Origin of the sequence: Dolichospermum sp. DET69, from assembly GCA_017355425.1 — a bacterium.
GTDB lineage: Bacteria > Cyanobacteriota > Cyanobacteriia > Cyanobacteriales > Nostocaceae > Dolichospermum.
This window is the reverse complement of record CP070233.1, coordinates 3,767,671-3,788,612: the sequence shown is the minus strand read 5'-3', so window position 1 is coordinate 3,788,612 and position 20,942 is coordinate 3,767,671. Positions and strand designations below refer to the sequence as shown.

Below are 20,942 nucleotides of genomic sequence, written 5' to 3'. Positions count from 1 at the left end.
ATTACGAATGTTAATTTTTGTTATGCGATTATAATACGATAGTTTGCAAACCTTTGACTAATCTTTCTATACCTGCTTTGGCTGTATCTGCTTGTAATGCCCCATAAGCAACCCGCAAATAACAACCATCTTCCATCCCAAAGGTTGTTCCCGGAATTACCGCTATTTTATATTCTTGAATCAGTTTTTTCACTAATTCCAAATCGTTCATTTTTGTATGCACTTTTATGAAAAAGTAAAATGCGCCATTAGCGGGTGTAATTGTACATAAATCTTCAAGCGATTGCAGTGAATTAATCACTATTTCTCGAACTTTAGCAATTGTCCCAATATTATCTTTTAAATAATCATCTTTTGCTTGTAAAGCCCCCAAAGCTGCATATTGAGAAACCACAGGTGGACAAATTAAAATAGTATCTTGAACTTTTTTCACAGCAATTAATAAATGTTGAGGAATTACCATATAACCAATTCGCCAACTAGCAAAACCATAAGTTTTCGATAAACTAAAAAGAGAAATTGTATATTGATTACTGCCCGCAAATGCCCCAGGAGAAATATGTTTTACATGATCATAAGTAAAATATTCATAAGCTTCATCACTAATATGATAAATTCCCCTTTCTCGACAAATTTCATTGACTTGTTTTAATGCTGTTTCTGAATAAATAACACCCGTCGGATTATTTGGAGAAATCGTTACCACCGCACGAGTTTTATCTGTAATTGCAGCGGCTATGGCTTCAGGAATTAATTGATAATTTGCATCTGTGGCAACTAATACCGGATGACAACCTGCCATTTTAATCGCCATTTCATGATTAAAATAGTAGGGAGTATTTAAAATAATTTCATCACCAGGAGAAGTAATTGCTAAAATAGCATTTATAAACCCCATATTGCTACCTGCTGTCACCACAATAGCATTTTCTTCATTGATATCAAGACCATTAAATATTGATAACTTTGCTGCTAATACTGTTAATAATTCAGGAATCCCGATAACGGGTTGATAAAGATGATTTTTAGGTTCAGCAAGGAACTTTGGTAATAATTCCATTGCGGTATCTGGTGGTTGATAGTGAACCACACCTTGTCCTAAAGAAATTGTCCCAGGAGAGTTTTTAATTAATTCTCCCACCACCGGAATAATTGGCGATTGAATCGCTTCCATTCGTGATAATTTATAATTCATAACTCTTAAAAATGTATATGTAGGATTCTATTCCAGAGTATCACCATTTATCTAATTTTTTAAATGCCTCTTGCCTCTTGCCTTGCCATAACGACGATTTTCAATGCTAACCTACTTACTAGCTACTTAAAAAATGAACCCAACATTCAAAAAAAAGTATGATTTCATACCTCGCTATTTCCAGTTAGCTCTAGCCAACGTCCTATCGAATATTATGATCCCGGTGGCTAATTTAGTCAGTGTCATATTTTTGGGTCATCTTGAAGAAATCAACAACTTCACCGGAGTTATTCTTGCTGGAAACTTGCTCAACTTTCTCTACTTCGTTTTACTCTTTTTACGAATGGGGACTACTGGAGTCACAGCGCAAGCGGTTGGACGAGATGACAGGGAAGAAATGTTATTGATAGGATTGCGTAATGGCTTAGTAGCTTTGGTGCTGGGTATTGCCCTCATACTTTTACAATACCCTTTGGGAGATCTTGGGTTTACCATCCTCAATGTCCCCCTAGAAATCAAATCTTCAGGTCTTGCCTATTTCAACACCCAAATTTGGGGAGCGCCTGCGGTTTTGCTCAATTTTGTTCTGATAGGTTGGTTTCTAGGGCGAGAAAAAAATGGCTTAGTTGTGCTGTTATCAGTAGTTGGTAATGGTGTGAAAATTGGACTTGACTATCTGTTTATTATCAACTTAGGGTGGGAAAGTATGGGAGCAGGAGTTTCTTCTGCTGCCAGCCAATATATATTGTTGTTGGTAGGATTGATATTTTTTTGTAGAGAATTCCAGTGGTTGGAAGTGATATCTGTAGCGTTTAAAATATGGGACATCTCAGCTATAAAATCTAACTTAACTCTCAATGGCAACATCTTTATTAGCAATTTAGTTCTTCTGTTTATCTCCTTAACATTTAGTTATCAAGGAGTACAGATGGGAATGCTAGTTTACGCACAGAATTCTTTGTTGTGGCAGATAATCAGCTTTAATACATATTTTATTGAAGGAATCGGATTCGGTACAGAAAGTTTGGTCGGAAACTTTAAAGGAAAAGGAGATTCACACCAGTTAGCACCTCTAGTTAGTTTTTCTGTCTTAACTGCTCTGATTGTAGGAATATTTTTCGGTGGAATATGTATATTATTTCCCGATAGTGTTTTTAGATTATTCACTAACCACACCGAAATCATCTCTAAGATAGATACTTTTGTTCCCTGGTTGGTACTAGCCTTGGTACTTAGTTCTATAGATTTTACACTGGAAGGATACTTCTTAGGTTTAGCACAAGGACATACCCTCCGTAATGTTAGCTTATTCGCTCTTTTTATCGGATTTGCACCTGTGAATTTTGCTGCCGTTAAGTTTTCTAGTAACCATATTTTGTGGTTGAGTCTATCTTTGTTCTATGCAATAAGAACGATGATGTTTGTGATCAAGTTGCCCAGTACATTTAGAAATGATATTGATAATATTAGTGCTACTCTCCCGGCTTTAGAAGCAAATCCTCTGTTGACTTTAGCTTTTGGAGAAACTCGTGAACAAATAATGGTGGAAAATTTGGGAATAGGGGAAGATGTTGAAAACGGGCGCATATAGCAACTATTATTCTTGAACAATCTGCTCTTCATAGTCCCCCCAATTATTGAGGGGAATACAAATCGCACTTGTTTATAATTCGGCTCAATGCCTGCCCAATAATCCTAATCCAAATTTATAGGCACATTCGTCTAAGGCATTTAACACATAGCCGCCCTCTTGGACTAAACAAAGTGGTATAGATGCTTGGGTGAGAATCTGACCAATTTCCTCAAAAATAGCAGGTGGTAGATGCCAACCGCCATGGGGATCATTGATAATAATGTCATAGCCAACAGAAACAACCATAGCTGCACAACCAAATTCAATTTTGGCCTTTTTAACTAGCTGTTCAACTCCAGTTAAAAATTCTTCTGGACTTGGTGAATGGGAAAAAGGAATGAAAATTTGGCTATCATTAGCTGGTTGAACTTCTTTGTAAGGATAACTAACGATTGTGGAACTGTGAATAGAACCGAACCAAACATCCGGTCGTGATGCTAATAAAGCAGCAGAACCATTGCCAAAATGAAAGTCAATATCAATCAATCCTACTGGACCTATTCCCGATTCTAGCAGTGTAACTACAGCCGCAACTGCATTGTTTAAAAAGCAATATCCTCCTAACCAACCAGGCCCAGCATGGTGTCCGGGAGGTCTACACAAAGCATAGGACAAAGAAGCACCATTGACAATTTTCTGTGCGGCAGCGATCGCAGTTCTAGCCCCTTCACGAGACAAGTCGTAGACTCCCGCAAATAGAGGAGTATCTGCGGCAATTCCCTGGTCAACAAACGGATAATCAAACAGTAACTCTTCTCCTACTAATGCTCTATTCCAATGAGCTAAAAAGTCAAGATAGGACTGTTCATGAATTTGTTGGAGAATGTTATCAAGATAGCGATCGCTAACATTTGCTGTGGAAAAATTGCATTGAGAAAGACGCTCTAGACCTTTAACAATGCACTGGCTACGCTCTTCAACTTCTTGTCCAGCTTTATTTCCTTCAGAAGTAACAATAATGGGAGATGCTCCTTGCATTTCTCTTTGTAAGATCACCTCCAGGGACAAATTACTCATGTTTCTCCTTACTAATTTAATTGATATTTACTGCTACTATTTTGGTGCGTTAGGGAACGCACCCTACAACCGCGATAAATTATGGCAAAGTTTAGATTCTCTTCAACATTCGCGGACCAAAATCTTCAAAACCACTCTTTTTATAAAAATGGTGGGTGTTAGAAAAACCAGGAAACTCATGGGTTGGTAAACAAACTTCTATCCGAGCAAGTCCCTTTTGTTCACAATAAGTTTCCACAGCTTGAATGAGATTTTCACCGATATTTTGACTTCGATGGTCTGGGTGAACCCATAACTCTTGAATTAGGATATAAGAAGCGCCCACATGAATTGCTTCTTGCACAGTTAAAGTAATTAAACCAAGAATAGAATCATGATTCCCTGGTAGATTAGCAACGAAAATAGTGCCGGGATATTTCCCCTCAATTAGACGCTGACAAATTTCTGCTGAACTAGCAGGAAGTTGAAATTCTGAAACACCTTTTAATTCTGCTAACAGAGAACCAACACCTGCAATCACCCCAGGAATGTCAGTTAACTCAGCAGAACGAATCTGGTATGCTTGTTGAGAAACAGCCTTGGGTGTGGACTTTTCTAAAACCGTTCCTGATAGCCAACGGGATGCCATTTCATCTTCTGGGTTATTCAGCATTTCCTGGAAACGCTCTTGCAGCAGTTGGGTGACAGGTCCAGGAAATTGGCTACCGAGAATCTGTCTATCTACCGCAGAAACAGGACGGATCTCATGATAAGTTCCGCTCACAAATACTTCATCTGCCACCATTAAATCGCCCAAAGGCAGAGGTACTTCTCTGACAGGGATATTCAATCTATTTGCAAACTCAATCACTAACCGTCTTGTGACTCCATCAATACTTTGAGGAAGAAGAGGAGTATATAAAACAGAGTCTTTGACGATGAAAATATTTGCTCCTGTCATTTCGCAGATAGTTCCATCTGGATTTAACATCAGATTACCGTCAAATCCCATTTTTTTAGCATTGCGATCAGCCGCAGCTTCCACTGCATAGAAGCCACTAATTTTACCCCTAGCGAGGGTAGAACCGGCTTCGGGACGACGGATATGACTAATGCCTAAAGTCAATGGTGGTAAAAATCCTGAACTGTCAGAACGCCAAGCCATAACCAATGCAGCCGAAGGGAATGGGGAAGGATCTAACCCCAAACAATTGCCGTTTGGATATACTAGCAAACGCACATATCCCTGTTGTAAATTGTTCGCACTTACGGCTTGCCACAATGCTTTGATAATTGCTTCGGGTTCTACAGGAGACAATCCCAAAGATAACATTGACAATCGTAATCGGTTGAGATGTAAATCTAATCCTAATATCTTTGAGCCATTGACAGTGGGATAAAGTCGAAATGCTTCAAAAGCAGCAGTTCCAAAATTGAGGGCATGATTATCTACTGGCAAACGTGCTAATTCAGTGGGTACGATGCGTCCATCAAGGTAAGTCCAAGAGCAAAATTCTAAGGCCATATAACAATCCTAAATTTGTTGCAAAAAAATTGTACTTTTTAGAGGGAACAGAAAAAACTCATCTTTAAAAACATGAGATTGAAATAATGAAACTGCTTTTTTGACTGAAGCTCTAAACTCAGAACTAAAGTTTCTTATCTGTTCCCTGTTCCCTTTTTTAGTAATTAACCTTGCGCTTCTATAATCTCATCTTCCATCCGACAAGTTTCCTGAATGATGAGGCTGTATAATGCAACCATAAAATCTCCATCTAGCCCATGCTGCATCCCCAATTCCCGACGACGCTGTTTCACAGCTTCCACTCGTTCGGGTTGCATCATCGCAATTCCGTGTTGCTTTTTAAAGTTAGCCACCCGTTGACAAATTTCAAATCGCTTGGCTAATGCCTCAACAATCTGACAGTCTACGGCATCAATTTCTGCTCTAAAACCTTCCAATCCACTCATTTTCAGATTCCCAAATTTTCTTACCAATCTTCTCATTTATTCAATACCTTTGCTATTTTTGGTAGGTTGGGTCAAGCGACAGCGCAACCCAACGCTCATGTTGGGTTTCATGCTAATTGCTCCGCGTTCACGCAGTGTCCCGCAGGGATACGTTCACGTTCCACAACCCAACCTACCAATCAAGGCTTTTTCTAATTTGGCTAATTTGTTGGGTTTCATGCTTCAACCCAACCTACCAATCAAGGCTTTTTTTAAATTTGGCTAAGGTATTATTAGCATCAATTTTCTTAGAAGTTGGGTATCTATAGTGAAACCTTAACTAAAGAAATCGTTTGATCTGAAGTATTATACCCACTATGGGAAACACCAGGGGGAGCATAATAAATGCTACCATATCCTAAAAGTTTTTCTTCTTCCCCTACTTTCATCATCATTTGCTCATTAACAATAATGCCAATTTCTTCTTTGGTACTTGTATATATGGGTAATTTTGCGTGGGCAGGAATTTCCAAAACAGCTATTTGAAACCATGAACAAGCACCGAATTTACAAGAAAAACCTGTTGTTTTATCTATTGTAGGTTGGAAAGTGAGGATAGGTTCATCAATGACCTGATCTGATTTATCTGATTGAGATCCTATTAAATATTTCATCTCAAATCCCAGAACATTTTCTTGAGAAAGAATCGTAGAACCATGAGGAATATTACTTCCGGCAATATAAGCTTGTTGGAATGGCTCTAAAATTGCTTTCTGATCATTGACATTAATTTCCACAGAACCAGAAAAAAGCATCCCCATTTGGCTTTCTGGATGTTGGTGAGGTTCAAAAATTGCTCCCGGTAAGATATTAGCTAATTGAATAACTATTTCTTGACAATGAAAAAGTGTCAACTCTAAATCTGAACGCGGTTTTATAGTTTGAGAAACTGGGAAAAATGTTGACATTTTCTAATTATGTAAGTTGATATAAATGGGAAGAGAATCAGACACCAGAAAGTTCTAATTGGAAAAGTTGAGGATTTTTGATCCCAATAACTCCCTGCTGTCTATTTTGTTGACGACCATATACGAGCCAAGCTGTTTGGACAGAGCCAATAACTTCATCAACTACTAATACATCAGGATTTTCTTCAGCAAATTGTAAAGCTGCAATACCGCTATCATACTTACCCACCAGCAAATTTTGACCCACCACGGGCTTGGCCGTTTCATGGATAAAAGTTGAGTAGCGTTCTGTATTGACATAAGCCCGCGTAGCAGGCATTAATCCTAGACTGCGGGGATGTTCTACATCACGACGGGTTAGGAGTCCCATAGCACGAGTTGGACATAAGAAGCTATCAATCACAAATACTTCCCGAAAGTATTTTTCTGTTAATTCATAAACTTTAGGATGAGCAGAGTTTTGGATAATAAAGTCAACTTTACCATCATGTAGTAGCTCCAATGCGTCTAACAGATCATTCAATAGTTCTATTTTGGCATTAGCCACTTCTTGAAACTCAATATAAGATTGAGTCGCTAGTTCATGGCAAGTTCCAGATGGTCCAAGAGTTGCGAAAATTAGTTGTTTATTCATTGCTTATACACCCACTTTTTCATAGTTATCAAAAACCTCTGTTTCTGTTCCCTGGATATAATATTGATCGGGATCAGAAACTCCATGAGTTGTGATCATCATTGCCTGAATTAATGCCTTAGCTTTCAGCATTATTTCTTGAAACTCCATCTGGGGATCAGAAAGTGCCACAATACCACCGCCAACACCAATCGAAGTTTGTTCTGGGGTCAGGACAGCGGTACGAATGACAATATTTAAATCGGCTGAACCATTCAAACCCAAAAAGCCGATTGCCCCTGAGTATACACCCCGTGCTTCTTGCTCTAATCGATCAATAATTTCCAGGGTTCTAATCTTAGGTGCGCCAGTCATAGAACCCCCAGGAAAGGCGTTCCGAATGCAGTCTACGGCACTCATATTAGCTCGTAATTGACCGCGAATTGTCGTCACTAATTGATGTACTGTTGCGTAGGTTTCTACATCCATTAATTTGGGTACATGAACCGTTCCCACTGCACAAACCCGTCCCAAATCATTGCGAAGTAAATCCACAATCATCAGATTTTCCGCTCGATCTTTTTCACTGTTCCGCAATTGTTCACAGAGGATAAAATCTTCTGCGGGTGTTTTTCCTCGTGGTAACGTTCCCTTGATAGGTTTTGTTTCTGCCCAACCTTGGCGATCAATTTGCAGAAATCGTTCTGGAGATGAACAGGCAATTCCCACATCACCAAAGCGCAAAAATGCAGCATAAGGAGCAGGATTGATGCGGCGTAATGAACGATAGAACTCTAGCGGATCAGGTGTTGTATCTGTGTAAATCTGGTTTGTTAAACAAACTTGATAAGTTTCTCCTTCGTGAATTTCTTGTAAACATTTTTTAATATCATCAAGATAAGTCTTTTCAGACCTGCTCAATCTAAAAATAACAGGTGTTTTTTTGTTTTGAGGAACAATAGGCGACAGAGGAGGAAGATTGTCAATTTGGTTTTTGATCGCTTCAAACCAATCTTCTGCGGAGGCTGTTTTTCCTTTCTGAATTAGACAAAGCAGATAGATAGTTTGCTCTTGGTGATCAATTGCAATCATTCTATCTGCTAACATAAACATGGCATCAGGTAAGGCAGATGTGTGATTGAATTTTCCTCCAGATTCTGCCTTTAATTCATAGCCAAAATAACCCACAAACCCGCAGTTAAAATCAAAAGGTAAATGCTCAGATGAGCAATGTCGCCGCTCAATTTCCCGCTGGAGATAATCAAAAATCCCCTCTGTTTTGAAACTGACAGTATCGGACTGTGTAATTGTCAGTTCTTGCCCTTGCGTCCGATAATTAATTAGGAGACTGTTTTCACCACTGTTATCTCCCATGAAAGAAAAGCGAGAAAGACCAGGTTCAACCCGACTGCTATCTAACCAAAATGCACTGGCTGATTTGCCAAATAAATGCACAAACATCTGTTCAGTATCGGGACAAAGTTCGGCTTCGCTCACTGTAAACAAATTCAATTTGCGGGTACAAAGTTCAAATTCCTCTTGCTGTTTTTTCTTAGCAGAATTTGTGGGTAAGCTCCCATTCCCGTTATTTTCTGTCCAATAGTGTTTTTTCGGGCTTTTACCTTGCTCTTGGGCAAATTTCCGAGTAATTTCTTGAAAATTCTCAAACAAAGTATGTCCATACTCAGTACAGATTGACTCTGGATGAAACTGCACACCCCACATTGGTAAAGAGCGATGGCGCATTCCCATGATCAGATTGTCACCCGTCCACGCAACTTTTTCTAAACAGTCCGGTAGGTCATCTGCAACCAGTAAAGAATGGTAGCGCACCACAGAAAAAGGAGAAGGTATTCCTGCAAACAAATCAGTAGCAGTATGATAAACCTCACTGAGCCGACCATGCCGAACTTCAGGTGCGTGAATAACTTTTCCTCCATAGCCAAATCCTAGTCCCTGATGTCCCAAGCAAACGCCTAGAAGTGGTACTTGGGCATTTTCAATCATTTGACGACAGATCCCAAAATCTTTTGATTTCTCTGGACGGCCTGGACCTGGTGAAATTACGATGTTATCAAATTCCCACTGTTTCAGTTCATCCCATATAACTTGATCATTATAAATTACAGTTGGATACTCTCCATTAACTTCTGCAATCAATTGGTAAAGGTTAAAAGTATAAGAGTCGTAGTTATCAATAATCAAGGTTTTCATGTTTAAATCCTCTTAATTAACTCGTCAAAAGGGCTAAAGCCCAACTACGTACAAAAGTTTGATAGGTTTCCAGCAATTTTTATCCATAAACTCTATTTTTTAAGATTTCAACATAATTTTGCAGCATTAATTGAATATCTTTGTAACTAAAATATGTCTGATCGTATTCTACATGAATGCTGACATTTCCTGATAATGATTCCATGGAAATAGCATAATTTAAAGGAAAGTTAAACTTGTCATAAATCATTTTTCTCTGTACCTTTAAGCTAGTATGCTTGTTCACAGTTTTGGTATTATGGAAATTTACAAAATTAAACGTAGCCAAAAATAATTCCGTTGTTTTTTGGTCTGACAGAATTTGCAGCAGTGGATATCTCACACAAGGTTCAATATCAATTAGGGTTTGCTGGACATTTTTAATTTGTACCCCTTTATCTTCTGTAATTGTTTGACAAAATGGCACAATATTCCAGAATAAACCTAAAGCTCCCAAGGGATCAGATAATCTTTCTATCCTACCATTAGAAATAACTCCTACAGAAACCTGATTTTCTTTCATGACAATACTAATGAGATCCAGGTATGTACTCAAGAAAATTGCTTTTGGTGAAACTTTCAATTTCCGACAACATTCACGTAAATCAAGAATTATTTCTGCGTTAAAGTTTTCTTCTATGGCTTTCTGGCTATCGGAAGCAGATTTTACTTGAAATACGGTCGTCTTTAACGGCTGTAATGGTTTATATTTGTAATTTTGCAAATGAAGTTTCCAGAAATTTGATGCTTCTGTTGAGCTAATGATTTCTTTCTCTAAAGCGACAAATTCCTGATGCACATTATTTGCAGGAATCACGGTTATTTCTTCTCCTTGCTTGAGAGCAGAATATAATTCCTCTAGTTGATTTACAAATTCAATACTACTCCAACCATCTGTAATTGCATGGTGCATTGACATGAAGAATTCAATGTGATTTTCAGCTTTAGCAAAAATCCATAATCTAAAAAGTGCTTCATTGCAATTCTCAACGTTGAATAAATTCTGCCTATCTTGCTTTATGATTGCATCAATGTAATTTTCCTGTTCCTCTGATTTGATGTGACTAATATCTTTTTCATTGATGGAAAAATTCAGATTGTTTCTAACCACTTGACATACTGGTTTTCCGTTCTGAAAAATAAACACCGTTCTCAGAGTTGGATGTTTTTCTACTAGAATTTGTAGAGCTTTCTTGAAGACACTTATAGAAAGATTTTCATCATATATATCTAATAATTCCTGTCCATGATAAACCCCCATTTTTTGATGATCATTCGCGTAATGATGCAACATAAACTCCTGCATTTTGGCAAGAGGATATGCGAATTGTGTATCATCAGGTAATAACTCAGAGATATCTTGAGTCAGTTCTAATAAATGTAGGGGGACAGGAACATTATTTTCCTGATGCTGATAATTATTTATTGGTTGAGAAAAGCCGTAAATTTCCTGGTTTGCAGATACATCAATAGATAAACAATGAGTAATTAGAAAACGCAAATTTGCTGCAAAATCTTCAGCGAGATTTTCAATAGTGTCTCGGTGGTGAAAATTTTCGCTGTAAGTCCAATCTAGTTTTAACTGACCATCTACTACGAGTCCATTAATATCTAGTAAATGACTGCAATTCTCTTGCTGGCTATGTTCCGCTCCCACTGATTCAGAAGCTAGTTTAAAGAAGGAATTTTCTTGTCTTCCCCAATCGAATTGTCCCAAATAATTGAAACTAACTTCAGCTTTTGGCATTGTTGAAAGTTGAGAGATAATATCTTTATCACCACTCAAATAGCGCAGCAAACCGTAGCCAATACCCCCCAATTGACCTCGAACAGCACCAAGTTGTTTTTTAATAGATTTAATCCCATCTCCCAGATTATCTGTTGCTTTTAACTCTAAAAGTACGGGAAAGATGGTCGTAAACCAACCGACTGTCCTCGATAAGTCTACATCTTCAAAAATATCTTCTCGTCCATGACCTTCAAGATCAAGTAACACAGAATTACTACCAATCCAACTACCTAAAGTCTGCAATAAAGCAGTTAGCAAGATATCATTAATCTGGGTTTTATAAGCTTTAGGAACTTCCTGCAATAAAGCGCGGGTTTCCTCTGGTGAGAGTGAAACTGATATGATCTGATTGAATGCTACAGTATTAGCACCCAAGGCATGATCGACTGGTATACGAGTTATTTGTGTAGATGAAATACCTTGCCAATAAGTTAGTTTTTGCTTTGCACTATCAGACTGTGCGTAAGAATTCAGTTTCTCAGCCCAGTATTTAAAAGATGTTGTCTTAGGACGAAACTGAATCTTTTCACCGCGACTAATCTGCTCGTAAGCTGTTTCTAAGTCTTCTAACAAAATTCGCCAAGAAACGCCGTCTACTGCGAGGTGATGAATAATTATTAATAATCGGCTGGATTTGTTAGTACCTAGACCAAAAAACGCTACTTGCACTATTGGACCAGAAGCAATATTCAAGCTAGTTTGCAGGGAATTAGCAGTGGCTTCAATAGCTGCTTTTTGTTCCCTATCTGGGATGTCCGATAAATCTACATAAGAAAAAGGAATAGTATCATCAGAGGTAATATTAATCTGTTCCCCATCGGCAGGACAACGTAAGCGCAGAGTATCATGATGTAATAATAATTGTCGCATCACTTCTGGGAATAAAGTCCAGTCAACTACCCCAGATAATTCCAGCAGCAATGACTGATTAAAGTGGTGAGGTTCGGGGAAATTTTGCTCTTTGAACCAGTGTTGAATAGGTGTCAGCGGTAATAATCCTGTTACCAAACCTTGTTCTGCTTTCACCGTCTGAGTGATGTTAGTTACTGCCGCCAATTCAGCAATCGTCTGGTTTTGAAATATCTGTTTAGCCGTTAATTGCAATCCAGCTTGTTTAGCTTTAAAAATAATCTGAATACTGAGAATAGAATCTCCACCCAACTCAAAGAAATTGTCATGGATACCAACTTGTTTAAGATGCAGAACTTCACACCATATTTTTGCTAGTATTTCTTCAGACTCCGTGCGCGGTGCTGCTAGATCCGTTTCTATTTTATGGCTTGTTGTATCAGGTTTAGGTAAACCACGCCGATCTACCTTACCATTAGGGGTAAGAGGCAGAGCATCCAAAACCACAAAAGCAGAAGGTATCATGTAATCTGGTAACTTCTGTTTCAGGAAAGAACACAATTGCGACTGGGGTAAAGACGTTCCATTCAACGTCCCTACTATGTATGCAACTAGGCGTTTAGAACCTGGAATATGATCAGAATCAATCACTACCGCTTCTGATATTTGGGGGTGTGTAATCAGTAAAGTTTCAATTTCCCCCAGTTCAATGCGAAAACCGCGTATTTTCACCTGATTGTCAATGCGACCCAAAAACTCAATATTCCCGTCTGGTAAATAACGAGCTAAATCCCCTGTTTTGTAAATACGTTCTAATGGCTTAAAGGGGTGAGGAATAAATTTTGCATCTGTTAAATCTGGACGGTGGAGATAACCTCTAGCTAAACCCATACCACCAATATGCAATTCCCCCGGTACACCGATAGGGACTGGTTGTAAATAGCTATCAAGAATGTAAGTCTGCACATTATCAAAAGCAGTACCAATTATTTGCCGTGTCCTTGTATCCTCTGTTGCTAACTTTGATAAGTCGTATACTGTTGACAATACCGTTGCTTCTGTTGGTCCGTAGCCGTTCATTAATAGCGGTGGTGCTTTTAAATTCTGAATACTTGACCTCTCCTCCATGCACTTTTGCCACAACTTTAATTTTTCTGGTAGCCATTGTTCTCCCCCAGTTGATAACAATCTTACTGATGGTGGTAGGGTTTCATTTGTTGTTGCTAATTCAGCCGTTAACTGATGCCAGTAGGCTGTTCCCACCATTAATACTGTTAATTTCCATTCCCAGCACTTCTGTACAAATGTGGAGACAGCACCCAACATTTCAGCAGTCCGTAGCACTAAGGTTGCACCAGAGACTAGACAGGGATAGATTTCTTCTGCAGCTGCGTCAAAACTAATAGATGCTGCTTGAAGAACTCTGTCTTTATTGTTCATCCCATACTTATCTTTTACTGTTTGGGTGAAATTCACTAAAGACCGATGTTCAATCATTACTCCTTTCGGCTTTCCTGTAGAGCCGGAGGTATAAATTACATAGGCTAAATTATTGGCTTTAACTTGAGTTTGTGTTTGTGGGTTTTTGTCGCTTTCAGTGCTGATTAATTCCCAATCAGTATCTAAACAGATCACCTCTAAGCCAGTATTCGGTATTGAGTTCACTAACTGCTGTTGAGTTAGTAGCACTTTTGCCTGAGAATCATCTAACATATAAGCTAAACGCTCGGCTGGATAAGCTGGATCTAAAGGAACATAAGCACCACCAGCTTTGAGAATCCCTAATAATCCTACTACCATTAACAGCGATCGCTCTACACATATTCCTACTAAAACTTCTGGATTCACACCCAGTTTTTGCAGATAATTTGCTAGTTGATTTGCCTGTTGATTTAATTCCTGATAAGTTAATTTTTCCCCTTCCAACTCTACCGCTATAGCGTCGGGTGTTTTGATTACCTGTTCTTCAAACAATTGATGGATACATTTATCTAATGGATAATCTTTTTTAGTATTATTCCAATCAACTAATAATTGACATTGCTCAACTTCTGTTAACAATGGTAATTGGGAAATAGGTTGTTCTGGATTAATTAAAATACTTTCTAGTAAGGTTTGATAATTTCCTGCTATTCGTTCTACAGTGGAAATATTAAACAGATCAGTGTTGTATTGCCAGCAAAAATTAAACTCACCACCAGTTTTAATAATCGCCAAATCTATATCAAATGCTGATCCTCGTTGATGTCCTTCTATTAAGAATGGCGACATCACTAAAGATGATTTTTGGCTATTATCATACCAGCGATGCTCTTGCCAAGTTAAAGAAACTTGAAACAGAGGAGGACGACTAGAATCTCTTTCAGGAATAAGCTGTTTTACTAATAGGGGAAAGGGATAATCTTCATGTTTCTTACCCTCAGAAACTGTGCGACGTATTTGAGCAAGAAAATCTCTGAAGGTGGGATTTTCCCCTAGATTTGCACGTAATACTACGGGGTCTGTAAAATAGCCAACAATACTTTCAAACTCCTTGTTACCTGACCGACCCGCAACCGGACAACCTACTAGGATGTCTTCTTGTCCTGATAAGCGGTAAAATAGGATAAAAAATGCAGCCAGAAAAATTCTATACAGGCTGGTTTTTTCCGATTCTGACAACTTTCTCAGCCTGGAAAGCAATTCTTCATCTAACTTGATGATGTGTGTATTGCCAGAGTAGGTTTGCACATTTGGTCTAAGTTTATCTACAGGCAAGTCTAAGACTGGCAACTCACCTATTAATTGTTTATGCCAGTATGCTGAAAGTTGTTCACCTTGAGAACTTGTCAACATTTCAGACTGCCAATTTATATAATCTGTGTATGACAGCTTTGGCAGGGAGGGGATATTATCTATTTTTGAATTATAAATATCTGAATTTTCAATAATTTGTAAGTCAGCTTGAGACAATGTTTTTACTTCTGTAGCATACAGAATTTGCAGTTCATTTAATAATATGTCAAAAGACCACATATCTCCAGCAATGTGGTGCATGGCCAGTAATTGGATATGTTCTTCTGATGATCTTGTAAATAGATGTACCCGCAATACTGGACCTGTTTCCAAGTCGTAGGGACGCTCGGTTTCTGTCAGAATTTGTTTTTTCAAGTAGTCTAAATTCCAAGCAGAAGCATCTGTTATTTTAATATCTATCTCTTGGTATGGGTGAATTACTTGAATAGGTTGATCTTCATACTGTGCATAAGTAGTTCGTAGGATAGGATGACGTTCTACAATCTGAAGCCACGCTCTGTGCCATGCCTCCAAGTGTAAATCTGAGTTTATCCGTAATGTTGTATAGATATTGTATGCGATGCTCTGGGGTGCTATCTGGTCAAGAAACCACATCGCTTGTTGACCGTAGGAGAGGGGAAATGATTTTGCTTCCTCTGTAAGTTGTGGCTGCCTTTCCAAAGAAGAATTGCTCTGCATTGCTAATTTATAACTTTGTTATCCTTGACACTCTGCGGTCTAAAGACACGCAGATTCTTTAAGACCTGCTTAAAAAGGATAGTCAATTATCCTCCTAGACGCTCAAGACAACTACCAGTACGACAGGTATTGCAATTGCGCTTACTTTTGATTTTTTTTGCTGCTTTTGTGAGTCCATCAATTTTTGATGTTAAACGCTCCATGCTTTACCATTGCTTGTTTACCCAGGCTACGGCTATGCCGAGACGAGATAAATCAGGGGTTTCTCCTTAATAAAACACTTATGAGCGTTGATGGTTATTCCTACTTGCTGATTAATTCTATCATGTCACGGCGAATTTATTCGCCTTTTTGGCACTTCCTCCACCCATCTATTGCCAAGTGGCTTCCGTGCCTTTCGTTCTATTTGTTGATAATTAGGATAACACAAGTCACTGAAGGAAGACAGCCTCTAGTTCAATACTTGTCGGTCAAGGAAATGTAGGTTGGGTTGAGCGACAGCGAAACCCAACATTACCAAGGATTTCGTTGGGTTTCGTTCCGATTGCTCCGCAACGCTAACGCGAACAACCCAACCTTGTATCTTAGAGGTATGTTAGAGGCTTAACCGAGCAGTATTGGCCTCTAGTTGGCTTTCATCCCTTGCCTAAAGGACAGTTAAGTTTTTCCGCCACGCTCCAAAACTTGCCCTCAAGGGTTTTTAGCCTATTTTCTTATAAATCTATTGATAGTTTTTAGGGATACCAACTTGTGATAAACCAGCAATTACTTTCAAGTTTTGACAACGAATTAATTCACTAAAATTTAAACCAGAACGCCCTTCTATTGTTCCTACTGCTTCAATAGCTGTTAACAAATGTTGGGCGGCTTCAGTGTCTGAATAACCCCGTCTTTTGGCAATCCGAATGGCCGCTATATCAGCATTTAATTCTGCTTCTTGGGATTTATTCATGCGCCAAATCCGCATAGCCGCTAAGGCAGTTAATCCCCCAGCTATAACCACACCTACCACATCAGATTGAACTGCTTCCAGGATTCCCCCCGCAAACCCAGCTAAGACCACACCTTGATAAATATTCGGTTGTAACCATTTCACACCGATTAACCAGGATACTCTCTGCAATAGGAGCAAATCCCGTTGAGGTTTTGTCAACCGTCGCCACAAATCGAAATTAATATATATTGGTCTAGCTTGACTTAAAGGCAGAGGAAAAGCAGCATCTATTACCTGTTTTTGTTCTGGTTTACTGACGATTTTAGTCATCATGCGCCCAGAAGCGGGCATTACATCTAATAAACGACGAATTTCAATATTTGGTTCCATAGCATCCATTATTAGTCATAATTATGTATATTCAATGACTACTAAAATTACACTTTATTCCACTTTATATTTATATGGACGCTTTTGATCCCAATCCCCCAGAATGGACTAATCAAGCCGTACACGCCTATCAGTTTCATTGTCCCAAATGCCACGCTGGTAGCAGAGAAGCCGTTAATGTGTGGTTAAATAGGAGATCTCCCGTAACCACCCCAGATCGTCGTCGTAAATGGCAAGAATTCTATCATTGTCATTGCAGTTATGTCTGGTGGGCTTGGAGCAATGATCGACCACCCACAGATTTATCTGGGCAAAAGTGAATCAAAAAATTCCTCATTCCCTTTCTTCAACTGGGAAAGAGAAGGTGAGGAATTATATCTAGTCTAAATCAGGTTCAATACCAAGCGATCTCAGTTGGGCAATTAATCTTTCGGTTTTTTGTTTTTCCTCTTCTGTACTAGTTAGCATCCAATTACCGTCTTTGTCATACCAACGTAACCAAGGCATTTCGACAGTTTTATAACTTCCTTGCCACACTCCCAAACCTAATTCTATTTCGGGAATCCAAAACCGGAAATCTGATAATTCTACTTCAGCATAACGAGCGCCTGTTAACTGAAACATTCTAAATTGAGATTTATAACGATCAAAGATAGCGTAATAGGGTACTCTTAAAATTTGTTCGTAAACTTCCCATTTACCAGGAGGTTTTTCTACATCTCTTAATGTTTGCCCTAAGTCTTCTTTTTCTGTTCCCGGTGAGAGTAATTCAACTACAATATACGGATTAACTGCTTCTTGCCAAACTACATAACTTAACCGCAAATCTCTTTTGTTATAAAGAGAAGGAACACCTAACACGGCAAACCAATCTGGGCGTTTATACCACTGTGGGTGACGAGAATCATAATAAAGATTCATATCACTAACTGTAAATATTTGGTCGCTAGGATAGTTAGGGGGACGGAATGTTTCTGCTAATAATTGTGGTTGGAATAAATGAAATTGATCTGGCAAACCAGGTTCCTCCGGGTCTTCGCTAGGAAGATCATACATTGTCGGTAATGTTTCTTTAGGGGAAAGTGGCGGATCTGTTTGATACATTCTTAACAATCCTAAAGATAGAATTTCTATTTCTATTATGTCGCAAGATGATTTGGTTTAGAAATGCAATATTCGGATATTAAAAATAGTGAGTTTCATACTTACCCATTATTCACCGTTATTTTCCTGTGCTAAAGTCAAAACCTGCACATAAAGCCGATCTGAAATTCTCATTCCCTGTGCTTGCATTTCATCTAAAACAGCCTTAACACTATGCAACAAACCTCGACGCTTCGCTAATAGCAAAATCCCCACAGTCCCAATTAGAGGTAATTTTCGAGCCATAGCCACCTTCCTGGCAGCTCTTTCATCACCTGAGTTCGATATAAATAATCATCCTGAAAACTAATTATATCGGGCTTTTCTCAATTAGCAATGATTATTGACAATAAACAAACAAGAGAAAACAATCCAAAATTGAATATTTTGGACTCACAATTTAATTGCATGAAAATAATTAAATTAATAAAGCTGGTAGAGAAGTTACTTCATGTTTATCTAATTTTAAAGAAGGTTTTTTATCTTGCCAAGTATAAGCAATTAAACCAGCAATAATATTAACCATAAAATTAGAAATACTGCGATGACGAGAATGAACAACTTGGGAAATATTTTGAAGTTGGTCATTGACAGTTTCAATTAAAGCTCTTTTTCTTAACATAAGTTTTTCCCACAATTCAACTAATTTATTCTTCATATTCTTCTTAAAAGGAGTAATTAATTTCACATCATTTTCCAATAGTTCCTGAAATAAACTTTTAGAAATATATCCTTTATCTCCAAAAAGTCTTCCCCATAAATTTTGTGCCAAAGTAGGAACTGGTTTCCGGTCATCAACATTTCCGGGAGTAACTTGAAAAGCTAATAATTTGCCTTGTTCATTAATAATTAAATGAAGTTTAAATCCAAAGTAGCAATCCACAGAACTCTTGCCCCATCCCGATAAGCCACGGAAAACTTTATTTCTTTTTGCTCTTTTATTATGACAAATAGGAATACCCATGCTGTCAATAAAAGAGATGCCACTACATTGACCTTTTCGACTATTAAGATAGCAAATCAAAGGCAGTAAAGCATCAGGCATTAATTCAACAAAGCGATTATAACTCACTAAAGATGGAAAATATCTGTGGTAGGTTGTTAAAATGCTTTTTTGATAATAGTCCTGAAAATTACGATAACTTGATTGGTGAAAATGAACAATAATAGTCATGACTTCACTTAAACATAAGCGACTTTTTCTTTTTCTTTTTTGTGACTGGCTCGAAATTAGTTCTGAGTTCAATTTTGCTTCAAAATCCAAACAGAAATCATCTATTGCACAAAATAATTGTTCTAATTCCATTGTCCATTTTTCCTTGCTCAAACAACTACTTTATTCTTAAATCTTTGGTACAATCTTGAGTATGATTAGTAATGTTATTTAATGGTTTTTAAGAAAAATTTACAATTTATATTATTTATTCCCAAGCAATTGTCAATAACCGGAAATTATTGACAACCGCTAAAAATTTATTTAATCCTGAAACTCTTTCCAGTCAACACTTGTAAGTTATTCTCTTACGTCGAACTCAGGTTATCTCAGTGATAGCGATACAAAATACAGCTATTTTAATACATGATTCTACATTTTTATTTTAATCTTTAACACACTTACCCTAACAATCAATTATTTTCTCAATGTAATCACTTTAATTGATTTAACTTGACAAATTGGCTTTTCTTTTTTTTCGGCGGTAATTAACTCATCTGCTTTTCCTAGCAACGCAGCAGCAACATGAATTGCATCAATTCCACTCAATCCATTATTATTTGTAATAATTTCGTTATATGCACATTCTAATAATTTTTGATTAGGTTCTACCCATTCTTGTACACTATCAAAAAATGTTTCATAAAACTCTGCTTCTAGTTTTCTTTTATTTCTGATAGCATGAGGTAATATTTCAAATTTGACATAATAACTAGAAATAAAATAGCGTTCCGCACTACCTAAAATTTTTAAAGCTTCTTGGCAGATTGGATCACTATTATCTAATGTTGCTGCTGCTATTAATACGCAGGAATCTATATAAGTTCTTTTCACCCGATTAAATTGTTTATTTAGTTATTTTCTGTTTGTTGTTCAAGATATTGATCAAATTCTGCTGAAGTTAACAGCGGTTCTCCAGACAGAATTATTTTTTCTTTAATTTTAAAAAGTTTTCTTCCTAAATCCGTTTCACAATTTTTCCAGTCTATTGGTCCTGTGACAGAGTTGATAAATCTCTGTACTGCTTTTTCATGTTGTTTGGCTACTTCTTCAATGATTTTCCATTCTTCAACTGCGGTAGAACTGTTAATTTCCGCAGACGAAGCAACATTTATCACTCTATTAAATTCAGCAGCATCCAAGGCAAATTTTCTTAAAAACTCTTGTGTATCTGATGAATAAAAATCCCAACATTCAATAACAGATTCTGTTAGTAAATTTAATGCTCGGATATTCCTTTCAAAAAAATTTCGTGATTCATTGCTTCCGAAGATTTCTAACAACATTTGCATTGCTTTTTGAAATTTCTTCTTTCCTAATAATAAATCTTGCTTGAGTTCTACAAGAGATTTGCCTTTTCCTTGAGCAATTTTAATATATTCATCAAATTTATTCTTTTCTTCATCATTTTTATGACTAAATCCACCACAACGATTCAAAAATCTGATAGTTTCTTCCAAATCGTTAGCAATTATGTGTTTTGCATTTTCTATATCTTTAGCTTTTAAGATTGTGCTGGACATATTTTTAAGACAATAAGTG

At 37.7% G+C, this 20,942-nt stretch carries 15 protein-coding genes and 1 pseudogene; 2 read left to right on the top strand and 14 right to left on the bottom strand.

The features are described 5' to 3' along the window. Positions 1-28 precede the first annotated feature (28 nt). Positions 29-1,195 (bottom strand): pyridoxal phosphate-dependent aminotransferase, encoded by a 1,167-nt coding sequence (locus EZY12_17295; protein QSX66543.1) that lies wholly within the window; start codon positions 1,193-1,195, stop codon positions 29-31. Between the two features lie 133 nt (positions 1,196-1,328). Between EZY12_17295 and EZY12_17290 the strand changes: the two genes are divergently transcribed. Beyond that, a complete protein-coding gene (locus EZY12_17290; protein ID QSX66542.1) occupies positions 1,329-2,786 on the top strand; it encodes an MATE family efflux transporter in 1,458 nt (485 codons plus the stop codon). Positions 2,787-2,870: 84 nt separating this feature from the next. Here the strand turns inward: EZY12_17290 and EZY12_17285 are convergent, their stop codons facing one another. From EZY12_17285 to EZY12_17250, 8 genes are all read right to left on the bottom strand, one after another. Then, on the bottom strand, positions 2,871-3,845 hold the full coding sequence (locus EZY12_17285) for a hypothetical protein (GenBank protein QSX66541.1): 975 nt from the start codon (positions 3,843-3,845) through the stop codon (positions 2,871-2,873). A gap of 91 nt (positions 3,846-3,936) precedes the next feature. After that, positions 3,937-5,349 (bottom strand): GNAT family N-acetyltransferase, encoded by a 1,413-nt coding sequence (locus tag EZY12_17280; protein QSX66540.1) that lies wholly within the window; start codon positions 5,347-5,349, stop codon positions 3,937-3,939. A gap of 164 nt (positions 5,350-5,513) precedes the next feature. Next, on the bottom strand, positions 5,514-5,795 hold the full coding sequence (locus tag EZY12_17275; protein ID QSX66539.1) for a chorismate mutase: 282 nt from the start codon (positions 5,793-5,795) through the stop codon (positions 5,514-5,516). 302 nt (positions 5,796-6,097) lie between these two features. Then, on the bottom strand, positions 6,098-6,742 hold the full coding sequence (locus EZY12_17270) for a cupin domain-containing protein (GenBank protein QSX66538.1): 645 nt from the start codon (positions 6,740-6,742) through the stop codon (positions 6,098-6,100). 37 nt (positions 6,743-6,779) lie between these two features. Continuing rightward, positions 6,780-7,376 carry a hypothetical protein gene (locus tag EZY12_17265; GenBank protein ID QSX66537.1) on the bottom strand — a complete coding sequence of 199 codons (597 nt, stop codon included), beginning with the start codon at positions 7,374-7,376 and terminating at the stop codon, positions 6,780-6,782. A gap of 3 nt (positions 7,377-7,379) precedes the next feature. Next, on the bottom strand, positions 7,380-9,569 hold the full coding sequence (gene pabB / locus EZY12_17260; GenBank protein ID QSX66536.1) for an aminodeoxychorismate synthase component I: 2,190 nt from the start codon (positions 9,567-9,569) through the stop codon (positions 7,380-7,382). 79 nt (positions 9,570-9,648) lie between these two features. Continuing rightward, positions 9,649-15,720 (bottom strand): amino acid adenylation domain-containing protein, encoded by a 6,072-nt coding sequence (locus EZY12_17255; protein ID QSX66535.1) that lies wholly within the window; start codon positions 15,718-15,720, stop codon positions 9,649-9,651. Positions 15,721-16,441: 721 nt separating this feature from the next. Further along, positions 16,442-17,044 (bottom strand): DUF3318 domain-containing protein, encoded by a 603-nt coding sequence (locus EZY12_17250; GenBank protein ID QSX70716.1) that lies wholly within the window; start codon positions 17,042-17,044, stop codon positions 16,442-16,444. Between the two features lie 74 nt (positions 17,045-17,118). Here EZY12_17250 and EZY12_17245 point away from each other — a divergent pair, with 74 nt between their 5' ends. After that, complete coding sequence (locus EZY12_17245; protein QSX66534.1) at positions 17,119-17,364, top strand: hypothetical protein; 246 nt, start codon at positions 17,119-17,121, stop codon at positions 17,362-17,364. Between the two features lie 58 nt (positions 17,365-17,422). On the opposite strand, the gene EZY12_17240 is transcribed toward EZY12_17245, so the two are convergent. From EZY12_17240 to EZY12_17220, 5 genes and pseudogenes are all read right to left on the bottom strand, one after another. Next, a complete protein-coding gene (locus EZY12_17240; GenBank protein QSX66533.1) occupies positions 17,423-18,148 on the bottom strand; it encodes a Uma2 family endonuclease in 726 nt (241 codons plus the stop codon). A gap of 108 nt (positions 18,149-18,256) precedes the next feature. Continuing rightward, positions 18,257-18,460: pseudogene (locus EZY12_17235) on the bottom strand (DUF3368 domain-containing protein). Positions 18,461-18,605: 145 nt separating this feature from the next. Then, positions 18,606-19,493, bottom strand: a complete 888-nt coding sequence (locus tag EZY12_17230; GenBank protein ID QSX66532.1) for an IS982 family transposase — start codon at positions 19,491-19,493, stop codon at positions 18,606-18,608. A 324-nt stretch (positions 19,494-19,817) separates the two neighbouring features. Further along, positions 19,818-20,234, bottom strand: coding sequence for a type II toxin-antitoxin system VapC family toxin (locus EZY12_17225; protein ID QSX66531.1), 417 nt, complete (start codon positions 20,232-20,234; stop codon positions 19,818-19,820). Positions 20,235-20,251: 17 nt separating this feature from the next. Beyond that, complete coding sequence (locus EZY12_17220) at positions 20,252-20,923, bottom strand: hypothetical protein (protein QSX66530.1); 672 nt, start codon at positions 20,921-20,923, stop codon at positions 20,252-20,254. Positions 20,924-20,942: the final 19 nt, after the last annotated feature.